General features: G+C 49.4%; 10 protein-coding genes and 1 pseudogene. 1 reads left to right on the forward strand and 10 read right to left on the reverse strand.

What is annotated here, in order from left to right; genetic code table 11:
* The 7 genes and pseudogenes from ribA to ribBA form a co-directional block, all read right to left on the reverse strand.
* On the reverse strand, positions 1-527 hold a 527-nt coding region (ribA, locus tag RM811_RS18695; RefSeq protein ID WP_402527305.1), incomplete at its 3' end, for a GTP cyclohydrolase II.
* 106 nt (positions 528-633) lie between these two features.
* Positions 634-1,266 (reverse strand): TIGR02281 family clan AA aspartic protease, encoded by a 633-nt coding sequence (locus tag RM811_RS18700; protein WP_402527306.1) that lies wholly within the window; start codon positions 1,264-1,266, stop codon positions 634-636.
* Positions 1,267-1,368: 102 nt separating this feature from the next.
* The gene (locus tag RM811_RS18705; RefSeq protein WP_402527307.1) at positions 1,369-1,842 is read right to left on the reverse strand and encodes a phosphatidylglycerophosphatase A; all 474 of its coding nucleotides are present in this window, start codon (positions 1,840-1,842) and stop codon (positions 1,369-1,371) included.
* Positions 1,843-1,863: 21 nt separating this feature from the next.
* Positions 1,864-2,865: a thiamine-phosphate kinase gene (thiL, locus tag RM811_RS18710; RefSeq protein WP_402527309.1), complete on the reverse strand. Its 1,002-nt coding sequence runs from the start codon at positions 2,863-2,865 to the stop codon at positions 1,864-1,866.
* Positions 2,866-2,939: 74 nt separating this feature from the next.
* Complete coding sequence (gene nusB / locus RM811_RS18715; RefSeq protein ID WP_402527311.1) at positions 2,940-3,422, reverse strand: transcription antitermination factor NusB; 483 nt, start codon at positions 3,420-3,422, stop codon at positions 2,940-2,942.
* Positions 3,423-3,438: 16 nt separating this feature from the next.
* Positions 3,439-3,642 (reverse strand): annotated as a pseudogene (locus tag RM811_RS18720) (hypothetical protein); the annotation flags it as partial.
* A gap of 144 nt (positions 3,643-3,786) precedes the next feature.
* Positions 3,787-4,902, reverse strand: a complete 1,116-nt coding sequence (ribBA, locus tag RM811_RS18725; RefSeq protein ID WP_402527312.1) for a bifunctional 3,4-dihydroxy-2-butanone-4-phosphate synthase/GTP cyclohydrolase II — start codon at positions 4,900-4,902, stop codon at positions 3,787-3,789.
* Positions 4,903-5,119: 217 nt separating this feature from the next.
* On the opposite strand from ribBA, the gene RM811_RS18730 reads away from it, so the two are divergent.
* Complete coding sequence (locus RM811_RS18730) at positions 5,120-5,524, forward strand: hypothetical protein (RefSeq protein WP_402527331.1); 405 nt, start codon at positions 5,120-5,122, stop codon at positions 5,522-5,524.
* A 44-nt stretch (positions 5,525-5,568) separates the two neighbouring features.
* Here the strand turns inward: RM811_RS18730 and ribD are convergent, their stop codons facing one another.
* The 3 genes from ribD to RM811_RS18745 all read right to left on the reverse strand — a co-directional run bounded on the left by ribD (position 5,569) and on the right by RM811_RS18745 (position 11,812).
* Positions 5,569-6,702, reverse strand: a complete 1,134-nt coding sequence (gene ribD / locus RM811_RS18735) for a bifunctional diaminohydroxyphosphoribosylaminopyrimidine deaminase/5-amino-6-(5-phosphoribosylamino)uracil reductase RibD (RefSeq protein ID WP_402527332.1) — start codon at positions 6,700-6,702, stop codon at positions 5,569-5,571.
* A gap of 216 nt (positions 6,703-6,918) precedes the next feature.
* Positions 6,919-7,440: a HugZ family protein gene (locus RM811_RS18740; RefSeq protein WP_402527333.1), complete on the reverse strand. Its 522-nt coding sequence runs from the start codon at positions 7,438-7,440 to the stop codon at positions 6,919-6,921.
* Between the two features lie 91 nt (positions 7,441-7,531).
* Positions 7,532-11,812, reverse strand: a complete 4,281-nt coding sequence (locus tag RM811_RS18745; RefSeq protein ID WP_402527334.1) for a hypothetical protein — start codon at positions 11,810-11,812, stop codon at positions 7,532-7,534.
* Positions 11,813-11,866 lie beyond the last annotated feature (54 nt).

The raw sequence follows: 11,866 nt of genomic DNA on the forward strand, positions 1-11,866 counted from the left end.
TTCTGGCCTGTCTGATGTGGAATTCGTTCCGCAACCTGAATGCCAAGACTGGTCAGGGCCTCAACTTTACGCGGGTTGTTCGTCATCAGCTTAAGGCTGGAAACGCCAAGATACTCAAGCATGGTTTTGCACATGTCATACTTGCGCATATCCGGTTCGAAACCTAACTCTTCATTAGCCTGAACGGTATCCATGCCGCAATCCTGAAGATGGTAGGCACGCACTTTGTTGAGCAGGCCAATGCCGCGACCTTCCTGACGCAGGTAAAGTAATACCCCCCGGCCTTCGTCGGCAATGCGCTCCATGGCTGACTGAAGCTGAGGCCCGCAGTCGCAACGCATGCTGAACAGTGCATCACCGGTCAGACACTCGGAATGAATCCTGGCAAGCACTGCTTCCCCCTGACTGACATTCCCTATGGTTAATGCCAGATGTTCCTTGCCCGTGCCACTGTCTTCGAAGCCATACATGATGAATTCGCCATAGGGCGTGGGTAAGCGAGACTCTGCAACAAAACTGACAGACACTCACTGCTCCTTACATGATTCGTGGTCGGATTGTATCAGTCTGTGAGGCTTCTAGCGAGTATGGTAATAAGGCAAAAAGGTAGAGAGAACTACAGGCTGACCTGGATCAATAGCTGGCCTCAATCTTCATGACGCCACGATGATCCGACAGTTTAACGTGTTTCAGAAAACTCATCCCTAATAGTGCGGTATCCGGGTAAGATCCTTCGATAATGGTTGCCTCAACGTGATTTATCCGGATATTGCCAAGGGATACGCTGGTGAGTGTCACTTGATATCCGTTGACCCGATCACTGGCTGTCTCCACTTTGACAGGGTTTCCTGCCTGGTAATTGATACCCAGGCGTCTGGCATCCCCTGAGTTGATAGCCAGTACATTGGCGCCGGTATCCACCAGAACATCAATAGGCTGATTGTTAATTCTGGCTCGGGTTATGTACTGGCCAAGGTTATTGCGGGCGATGCTGATTGAGGCTTTCTCTGGCTGTTGAATACCACCATTCATATCACGACTGATCTGGTAGGTTTGAGCCTTGCCATTCACTTCAAGGGTTGCGCTACTGCTGGTGGCTTTCAGTAGCTTTACACCGGCGACGGCCTTCTTTCCTGTAGACAGCAAATGCCGCTGACCATCAATCATTACCAGTGCTTTATTCGAAAAGAGGCCGACAACCCGGATGTTGCTGGCGGCGCTATCAGTGGCAATGATCAGGGCAAGCAGGAAGGTTAACAGTTTCATTGTATTTTCTTTTTTTATAGTTGCTGCATTGAATGATAACAGAGGCTTGAGTCTGGTTAAGGCCTCTGTTTTCCGGCTTTGCAGGATTTCATGATATGCCTGTCAGGCAATTACGTAGTAAATGGCCTGTAGCGAAGCAAAAGCAAAGACACCCGCCACCAGATCATCAACCATAATACCAAAGCCTCCGTGAACTTTTTTATCCAGCCAGCCAATAGGCCAGGGCTTCCAGATATCAAAAAGTCTGAAAAATACAAAGCCCAGTAAAATCCATTGCCAGCCTGCCGGGGCGGCAATCATGGTTAGCCAGAATCCACAGAATTCATCCCATACAATGGCTGGATGATCGTGAACCCCCAGATCTTTTGCAGTGCGGTCACATAGCCAGAAGCCAGCCAGTGTCGCCACCGCTAATATTCCGAGATAGATCCCTAAGCTCAGTTCCTGCAGTAACAGGTAAATAAGCACCGCAGCTATAGTTCCAAAGGTACCGGGTGCTTTGGGTGCCAGTCCGCTGCCGCAGCCAAAAGCGAGAAAGTGAACCGGGTTTTTCCAGCAGGTCTCTTGAGGTGTCATGGGGATTCTAATCTTTTGGGGTTAGAAGTGAGTGTAGGCTTTCTCTGTTAACAGATTACCCTGGGAGTCTCTTAATATCCCTGGCTCATCATTAATCTGGCCAATACACGTTATACGGCAACCGTCTTTTAGCTTTGAGGGAAGCGATTGGGCAAGCGCCCTGGGAATGGTAAAGCAGAGTTCATAGTCATCGCCACCCGTTAAGGCTAATTTCAGAGCAGTTTTCTGATCATATTGCCGGTTAAGGGCTGAAGACCTTGGCACCAGTTCGGGCGCAATTTCCGCCCCTGCATGACTGGCTTTGAGAATATGTCGCAGATCCCCAAGTAATCCATCGGAGATATCCAGGGCTGCAGTCGCTCCTATTTGGCGCAACCATTGCCCGGCGAAAAGGCGGGGTGATGGATACCAGTATCGGTTAAGCAGGTATCTAAGATGGTCATCACCACAGGTTTCTGGTGTGTCGCCATGAAGCACGAAGGGTAGTGCGCCAGCAGCATCGCCCAGGGTACCAGTGACACAGATAAGGTCTCCGGGTCTGGCACCGCTGCGTAACAGGGCCTTGCCTTTCGGGATAAGTCCCTGCACCTGCAGAGAAATGGTGAGTGGCCCCCTGGTGGTATCGCCGCCAATTAGCGGAGCCTTAACTTGTTGGGCAAGTTGGGCAAGCCCTTCAGAAAATCCTTTCAGCCAAAGCTCAGAGACCCTGGGAAGGGTCAGACCAAGGATAAAGCTGTGGGGTTCGGCACCCATCGCTGCCAGATCACTGAGACTGACTGCCAGGGCTCGATAACCAAGGGCAAAGGGGTCGCACTCTTTGGGAAAGTGAACGCCTTCAACCAGCGTATCCAGTGATTGGGCCAGTTGCATATCCACAGGGATATCGAACAGCGCGCAGTCATCACCAATGCCGATCAGACCGTCGGTGTATTGCCCTTGAATCTGTGAGATTTCAGGACGGGCAAAATAGCGTTTTATCAGCTCGAACTCATCCATCTCACCAACAGCAGCACCGACGGCCATAAATCCCCATTTAATGATCAAGTCGTTTCAAATGCTAATCATGCCCGGCTTTCAAGCAGGGATGAAGAGCGTGCCTACTTTTTGCGATAGGCCTGAACTTCCTCTGCACGCAGACGCGGAGCCAGTTTGTCGAGGATGCCGTTGATGTAGCGGTGTGAATCCTGGGCGCCGAAGCGTTTGACCAGTTCAATGGCTTCATTGATGACCACACGGTAAGGGACATCCTTCCGGTTGATCAGCTCAAAGCAACCAATACGCAATGCCGCCAACTCGACAGGATCAAGCTGGCTCAGTGGGCGGTCAAGTACGGCTGACATCGCTTCATCCAATTGGCCTGCCTGGCTTGGCACACCATGAATAATGGTGCTGAAATAGGCCTCATCCACTTTGCTGAAATCGTTGTCAGTACGAAACTGGGTTTCTATCTGATTCAGGGGTGATTTGGCAATCTGCCATTGATAGAGAGCCTGAAGGGCCAACTGTCTGGCTCTTCTGCGAGCCGACGGGCTGAGCCGGTTGGCACCTTTTTTATCTTGGGTATTAACTTGGGAATTCATTGGCGAGGTGCTCACCTCAAGCCTCCAGTTTCTTTAACAGGGATACTGCATCCAAGGCTGTTAAAAGTAGCCTCTTCGCCCTTGTTGCCAACATTGGTACCCGCAAGCTCAATCGCCTGTTAATGGTATCCTCAGTCAGAGCAGCAAAAGCGACTGGAATTTCATCGTCCAGATTAACCTGAGACCGCCTTTTAATACATTCGTTAGCAACGAAGTCAGAGTGCGGTGTACCACAGAGATCACAATTTAAAGGGGTATTATTGCATTAAATAGAGATGGGCGATATTTGATCAGTTTACACGATCAGATATCGCCCATCCTGTTTTATATCCACTCAGTTCTGTGGATATATCTATTTGACTGGTTACTCACCGAATGGGAGATACTCCACGACTTCCAGATCAAATCCGGAAAGGGCTGCAAACCGAATAGGGGAGCTTAACAGGCGCATCTTGCCGACGCCCAGGTCCCGTAAAATCTGTGATCCGGTACCAATCGCCTGATAGGCTCTGGACATGCTATTGGAAGCGCTGCGTTCATTGCTATCAATAAAACGCTCCAGTGCCATACCCAGATCCTGCTGAGGGCCGGAGTCGAGAAGAACCACTACACCAGTTCCTTCTGCAGCCACTCTGGCCATTGCTTTATGCAGAGACCAGCTTGGGCGTCCTTCGCTATGGGCAGCCAGAAGATCCCGGAAAGGCTCCATGGCATGGACACGAACCAGTACCGGTGAGTCTGGCGTAATGTAGCCTTTGCTCAGGGCGAGATGTTTGCAGTCGTTGATACTGTCCTGATAAACCGAAAGGTCAAACTGGCCAAAGTCGGTATTGATTACCCGCTGCTCAATTTTTTCCACCGTCTTTTCATTAAGAATGCGGTAGTGAATCAGGTCGGCGATGGTACCTATTTTCAGATCGTGCTTTTCTGCAAAGGCCTCCAGATCCGGGCGACGGGCCATGGAGCCATCTTCATTCATGATCTCGATAATCGCGCCTGCAGGAGTCAGGCCGGCCAGACGAGCCAGGTCACAACCCGCTTCGGTATGTCCGGCACGGCTGAGAACACCACCAGGGCGGGCGCGAAGCGGAAAAATATGGCCAGGCTGAACAATGTCTTCCGGACGGGATAGTGGATCCACAGCCGTTAAAATAGTCTTTGCCCGATCCCGGGCAGAAATGCCGGTGGTAACCCCTTCGGCCGCTTCAATGGATACGGTGAACGGTGTGCCATAGCCGGACTGGTTGCCAGATGCGCCGACCATTTGGGGCAGGCCCAGAAAGTCACAGCGTTGACCGGTCAGGGTGAGGCAGAGGAGACCCCTTGCTTCGCGGGTCATGAAATTAACAATTTCCGGGGTGATTTTCTCTGCAGCGATGATTAAATCACCTTCGTTCTCACGATCTTCATCGTCCATCAGTATGACAGGCTTACCGAGGCGAATGTCCTCTAGAAGTTCTTCGATGGAGTTCAGCTGCATAATATCCCTCTGATACCCAGTGGTTTCCGGTACGATTTTTTTATCAGCTTCTGGCTAATAGTGGTTTGGCGGCTATTCTACTCTTTTCACTCTTTTCAACAACGGTTAAAAACTGTTTATGGAGGGGCTGTGTTTTGCAGTATTTGATGGTTGGGTAGGAAGTATGTCAATGGAGGTGAAGTGAATATAACGTTCCAAATATTCAGTAACTAACTAAATGGTTGATATCAATATGGATGCAACAAGGCCGCAACCCCCAGCTCAAAACATAACCCGAGGTGTTGATTCAGCAGAGTGTGGAAAGTGTTTTCAGGAGCGTAAAGATAAGATAGATGGTTTAACTGATTGCGCCAGCTTTGCCTGTGGCATTCTGTGGTGCGTTTCAGGTTATTTTGTGACATCAGGGAATCCGTTATTTGTGAAGGCCGTAGCTATGGGGGGGATGGGGGTAGGTGGTCGCAACATAGGGTGGCGTTGCAGGCCTGTGATTGAAAAGTGTCTTGGGGAGAGGGAGTGTTCACACACGGTAAATAGCAAGACACGCTGGATTGAGGGGGATAATCAATTCCAAAAAAACTTTTTATCTGCGTTAGCGGTTGATGATAACAAAAAGCAAAAATAATTGTTAACAGCCTGCGCTAAACAGGCTTTATTCACTAACCATTTTTAATCAGGTCTGGCCGTGATTTTCCAGTCATTGCCAATCGCTCGAATATCGTTGATCACCAGTTTTCTTTTCTCAGACATGCAGTGAAGTGACAGGTTTAGCAGTGGCCTGGCTTCTGAACCCATCAGTACCGGCGCCATAAATACAATCAGCTCATCAATCAGGCCCTCAGACATCATGCTGCCTGCCAGTTGGGCTCCGGTTTCCAGAAGTACTTCATTGCACTCTCTTCTTCCCAGTTCTTCCAGAACCCCATTAAGGTCTACTTTGCCATTGTTCTTGCCATTAGAGTCAGGTAATACCAGTACTTCAGCCCCTGCCTGTTCAAGCTGCTGCTTTTTATCAGGGTTACATTGTGAGGTGGTAACAATCAGGCAATTGCCGGAGCCGGAAATCACTTTGGCATCAATAGGTGTTTTGAGTGTGGAATCCAGAACCACTCGCAATGGCTGACGCTTACCGATGTCCTCTGCATTGGTGAGGCCTAGCTCACTGGGGCGTACCGTTAAGGAGGAGTTATCCTCAAGAATCGAGCCGACACCGGTAATGATGGCGCAGCTTTGAGCCCTTAGTTTTTGAACTTCACTGCGGGCCATGGGGCCGGTAATCCATTGAGATTCACCGCTGGCCATGGCAGTACGACCATCCAGACTCATGGCAAGCTTCGCCCTGACCAGAGGCCTGCCTGTGGACATGCGCTTAAAAAAACCTTCATTCAGAGCCTTTGCTTCTTCTTCAAGAATGCCGGACAGGGTTTCAATGCCGGCTTCCTGAAGAATGCTTATACCTTGTCCAGATACGGCGGGGTTTACATCCTGTACTGCCACAACAACCCGGACAATGCCCGCTGATTTCAGAGCTTCTGCGCAAGGAGGCGTTCTGCCAAAATGGCTGCAGGGTTCCAGTGTGACATACGCTGTAGCACCTTTTGCTTTTGAGCCTGCCATACGCAGTGCGTGTACTTCAGCATGGGGCTCTCCTGCCCGTTCATGCCAACCTTCACCAACAACCTGACCATTGGTATCTACAATGACACAGCCAACCCTTGGATTTGGCATCGTCGTATACCAGCCTGAGCGAGCCAGCTCTATTGCCCTGGCCATATAGTGACAATCTGTAGCTTCTGGTGTCATCTGAACCTCAGTGAAAGCACGGTACCTTCTGAAAAAAGGCTCGTTTGCCTTGAATTCTGTTAATACAAAACAGTTATCGTATTTATTTTTGACGGTTTGTATTAAACACTGGTCTTTCAATAGGCAGTGAATAAATCAGCGGTTTAATAAGACTTTTCACCGTTTTAATTAAGGCCTGGAAAAAGCATCAGGCTTGATGCTTTTTCCAGAACCGGATCACTTTTTCTTATCAATCACAATATGGGTAAATGACCCATCTGTATTAATTTTGAAGGCTTTGCCAAAACCAATGGTGTATTGACCACGCAAAGGTTTTAGTGCAAAGAGGTGGAAATCGGGCAAGTTGCGCAAAACCTCAACCGTATTGCCGAATTTCTCCTGAATCAGGTCGATCCAGTGATTACAGTTTTCTGTGCCTCTTGGCAGCTCTTCAACCTGACAGTTGAAAAAAACGCGTTCACGGGCAAACAGGTTTTTAGTTTCTGACTCTGGCACCGCAAACAGAATAGAGCAGACAGGGTTAGCCAGCAGGTTGGGCGTGTGATGAGCCAGCTCGCTAATGAATATATAAAAAGTGCCGTCTTCCCCGCGCAGGTAAGGGGTGTAACTGATGTCCGGCTTTCCTTCCGGAGACAGGGTTGAGAGTGTCAGAGTCTTGTGACTATTCACCAGTTTCTGACAGTTCTCAGCAACGGCTGCAAGCGCTTCACCTTCAATAATTGTTACTTTCTTACTCATGGGAACCTTAAATGAGAATCAACATCACTGGCGCGTATTATACTCATCAGGTTCGCCATGTCTTTTCTGTAATTTCATTTCTGCAAAATTATTAAATTATCTCTATCGGAGCCTCTGTCGTCCTGACGGTAGAAGTATCGTTATTGCGTTTTGTTATGGTTGTCTCCACCTGCTGCCTGATCTCAAGTCCATTGATAAAGTCTGCGGCATCACACTTGGTCGTACAGTTTTCATTAACCACCCGGAATGCCAGTTGCAAATGATTGGCCTGATCTACTGTCAGCGGATCAAGGATAACGGTAGCGGGTCTGAAAGGGTCCTCACGATACCCAACGGGTCTGCCCTGACTGGTCACCCCGAATCGTCCCAGTTCAGCAATGCCCGGTGGCGACTGGATATCAGTTATAAAGGCGGGAGGTATCTCTGCCGAGCGGCGCTCGTGGACGGTCTGAAGGTTAAGGTTTTTCACCTGATCGTGGGTGCAATCTTTGGTGCTATGGGAGTAAAAACGAGTGACCTCATCTAATTCATCATACGCCTCGCATTGATCCAGATGTGTGTAACGGCACAGTTTTTCTGGTGGCTTAACTTTTTCAATCACAGAACCATAAATGACACCCCGCTTTGCCCTGTGGTGAGCAGCTGTTGCATCAGCGTTCTCTGTGGAATTACCGGCCGGGCTGCTTGTCGTCAGGCTTGCAGCCCTGCGTGACCTGGACGCTTTATTATCCGGGAGAATATGGTTATCTTCCCCGGTCGGTTTAATCCATACATCGCCATGGAAATTATCCTGTAAAACCGCTTTGTGCCGTTTAAAGTTCTGCCACGATATCGTAAGCCTGACTTGGTTGTTAACCTCTGCAACGTGGTCCCCAAGGTTAGGATTCGTGGCCAGTGTGAACCCGCTCAAGCCAAGTTTGATGGTGCTGTGTCTGTCGATTTGACGAAAACTATTATAAATCACCGGTTGATAGCTGGTTTTACTGGCTGTCCGGGTCTCAGTTAGATCTCTACAACCCCCGAGTCTCGGGCAGTGATGGCCTGTTGTTACCCTGTGGTCAATTCCCTGGTTCAGTTTATTGATCCTGCCTTCGACAATGAGTTCGGAGAGTGTTGTTGACGATCGAATGTGCTGTACTGTCGCTGTGGGGATATTATAGAAGCCAACAATCCCTGTTTGTCTGGTACTTTTTGCGGGTAACCCGCACTGGAAATTGATAGCGCTGCATGAGTACGGACGGGAACCCGGTGCCTGGAGGTAAATATCGGATGATCGGTAGGCTGAATCCATGGTGCCCGTTCCCCGGATCATACTGGTAAAGGTTTTGGGTATATCATGTTCCAGGGTGAATCCCCCATTAATACCCAGTTCCAGCGGATCGATGCTCATTCCATTGGAGATAACGCCCAGGGTTTCGCCGGCGGTCTTACTGATGCCACCGATCATTTTCGCCCCTTTTGCGACTTTATCCCCAAAGGGAAGTATGTTCAGTACTTCCCCGAATCCTTTCATGAAGTTTCTGGCCGCCAGTAATTTTCTTTGAGTGGATGCGCCTTTCGAGGTCCGTTTAGCTTCTGCGGTAAATTGCACGTGTTGAACTGTGTTTGCGTAATATCGTTGCATTTCATGCAGTGTCTGGACAAAACCATCAAATTTATTCTCCAGAACTGCCATTGAATCACCAGGCGCAGGATTCCAGTCATCGATGTCCCAGAACTCACTGGCACTGGTTATCTTGCCCAGTGACGAGGCAAAAGTGACTAAATCTGCTGAGATTAGTGGCTGAAATGACAGAACCCATTCCAGGCGGGTGTTATTGGTCAGGTGAGGGTCGTATAGAATGTTAAAGTTCGCTTGCGCCCAGTGGGGGCGACCTAATTTCTGGACAAAGTTACATATGTCGGGCAAACCACTGCCCCCAGCTTCCAGCTTTACTCCATCATGTAAAGTATGGCTATAGACGGTTTCTTCGGGAAAGCGCAGGGATGGCGACAGACAGGTTTTCATGCTGTTTGTGTGTTCAAAGTCATCCCAGTACAAAAACTTCAGCGCGTTGTCTTGACGGTTCGATAGCGCCATAAATGGAATATCTTCCCGGGTATGGCCCGGCGTAACGTCGAATCCGCCACAGCGATAGCTGCCTTCCCAACCCAGATTCGTATACGTCAGTTCGTAGCCATCTTCAGGACGTATCGCAGCATGTTTGTCACTTGAAATCGTCGTAAGATCCAGTCGGCTTGTTAATTTTTCATCTAATTGCCTGAAAAAAGGCTGTTCATCGACTGGCAGGGCTGCCAGCGCTTTTTTATTAACGCGAAAATATGCCATCCGCCTGTTGCTCATTAAATGGTTATCGATCAGGTTGTTGTCATGAAACGGACTTGTTCTCACCTGCCAGTTTGAACTCTTGTCAATATAAGGGATAAGGCTGGCTTTCCAGATATGATCGCAGGGAATGGGCGCACAGTTTTCAGGATCTGTACAATGATCCACACAGAATAATTCCAGTATCGGAGGGTTGTCACATATAGCCGTAAGCTCGTCAGGAGTCTCCGTAATATTCATTTTTCCCGGTGTATCCGTTGCTTTCGAGGGATTGGTTTCTGCTGTAGTTTCTACAAGGGGGGGTGGGGTGGTTGTTACTGGTTGGCTGTCAGCCATGCCCAGTTCGTATAAAGAAAAATCCACACTCCGGTTACCCTTGCTTCTTTCATTTATGGTTATCACCATCGCAGGCTGGTGTTCTGTAGCATCACCCGGTTGATCGCGGGTAAGGATCAGCTGCGCCTGATTTTTTGTCAGGTTATAAGGGGTAAAGTGACGGTTTCTCTCCAGCTGTAGTTGGAATGAATTCTGTAGAGAGTGTGTGCGTAATTTTTCCTGTAGGTTATTGCGCACCGGTTTGCATCGGTGAAAGTCCTTTTTTTCTCCGCATTGCAGTAAGAATTTGCCCGCATATTTAACCATGTAATTGCTGCACAAACGCAGGGTCAGGTCGTCGCTGGCTGCTGGCAGTCGGGCGTGCAATATCGCATCACCAAATTGTCGCGAAGGTAATACGACAGTACCCTCATACCCACCATCGTACATGGGGGTGAAATCCACACAGGATGGTCCCAGGTTTCTGGTAGATGCTCTGGCAGGCTGGTCAACCTGCGGTTCCCGGACACCTTGCTGGTATAGCGTCATACTGACCCGGTTGGTGTTTTCAGCGTCCATTGAAACAACGACAGCCGGCTCGTTCTGCGTTGAATTATGTCCCTGGTTTCGGGTGATCACCAACTGTGGCGTATGGTCAGTTTGTTCAGGGATAAAAGGTTTTTTTCTCTCCAGCCTCACTTCAACGTCGTCGGACCCGAGATGTGCTTTTATGCGCGCAGACTGAGACTCCCTGACCGGTTTGCACCGTTTAAAATTATTTTTTTCAGCACACTCCGATAAAAGATGGCTGGCAGCTTTAACCATGAATTTCCGACATAACCGTTTATTGGGTTTATCTTCGGATAATGACAGCTGCCCAAAATACACATCCTTTTCAGCGCCAGGGGCTTCAGAGCCCGGAGCCAGTTGTCCCTGATGCCAGCCATCAGCTCCGTGGGAAAAATGCGAACAGTGTGCCCAGTCATGAGGGGGTGACGTTACTGTTGTGTTTTCCAGCGGCTCCTCTTTAAGCCCGGTCATATAATCCCGGGCTACCTCCATACTGACTTTATGACGTAATCGCCGGGTTAATATCTCCATGGGATCCCCCTGCTTATGGTGGGTAAATCCCTTCGAGCCCACATCAATCGCCATGCTTTTTGTTTCAGCGTCAAAAGTAAACAGATAGACCGATGGGTCCTCCGGTTCACAGGATGTGATGACCTGAATCGAGCTGGTTGCAGTCAGAGGCAACGCTCCGGGATTCAGTTTGTGGGAAATGACGGGCTCCCGGAAGGTGAAATCCGCAAGATTATCGAGTGTGCCATTGAAGGCCTGTCCAACTCGTTGTTCTATTGGCGTATGTTGAGTGTCGTCACGGGTGCCGCTGAGCAAAGGCAACAATTGCACCAAACCCCGGGTAGGCACTTTGTTCCCGGAATCTCTGATGATAAAGGGACTCTCGGATAACGTTGACACATCCGGAGCGTAGGACTGGTAGCGCAAACACAATGTCTGCGCTTGCGGTGTCTGCGCTTGCGGTGTCTGCGGTTTGCCAGCAACCAGCCAGCCATCGGTCGATGTTTCAGGAAAGATGGTTACATTATGCCTGTCAGGTTCAGGAAACCCGGTGTTACGGGAGATGGTTTCGGTATTTCCGGCGATAAAATCCTGAACCTGCTGCAGGATATAATGTCTTATTTCTGATGACATCGCGGTTGGCAATTGCAAGAAGTCCCAGCCCCTGTTGCCAGTACCAGTGGATTGACCATTTCGGGCACAGGG

The organism is Endozoicomonas sp. (assembly GCF_031844845.1).
Classification (GTDB): Bacteria; Pseudomonadota; Gammaproteobacteria; order Pseudomonadales; family Endozoicomonadaceae; genus Endozoicomonas.

Bases quoted from the DNA above. Each gene is read 5' to 3' on its own strand.
- RM811_RS18700 (WP_402527306.1), bottom strand. From the start codon at position 1,266: ATGAAACTGTTAACCTTCCTGCTTGCCCTGATCATTGCCACTGATAGC.
- RM811_RS18705 (WP_402527307.1), bottom strand. From the start codon at position 1,842: ATGACACCTCAAGAGACCTGCTGGAAAAACCCGGTTCACTTTCTCGCT.
- thiL (WP_402527309.1), bottom strand. From the start codon at position 2,865: ATGGCCGTCGGTGCTGCTGTTGGTGAGATGGATGAGTTCGAGCTGATA.
- nusB (WP_402527311.1), bottom strand. From the start codon at position 3,422: ATGAATTCCCAAGTTAATACCCAAGATAAAAAAGGTGCCAACCGGCTC.
- ribBA (WP_402527312.1), bottom strand. From the start codon at position 4,902: ATGCAGCTGAACTCCATCGAAGAACTTCTAGAGGACATTCGCCTCGGT.
- RM811_RS18730 (WP_402527331.1), top strand. From the start codon at position 5,120: ATGGTTGATATCAATATGGATGCAACAAGGCCGCAACCCCCAGCTCAA.
- ribD (WP_402527332.1), bottom strand. From the start codon at position 6,702: ATGACACCAGAAGCTACAGATTGTCACTATATGGCCAGGGCAATAGAG.
- RM811_RS18740 (WP_402527333.1), bottom strand. From the start codon at position 7,440: ATGAGTAAGAAAGTAACAATTATTGAAGGTGAAGCGCTTGCAGCCGTT.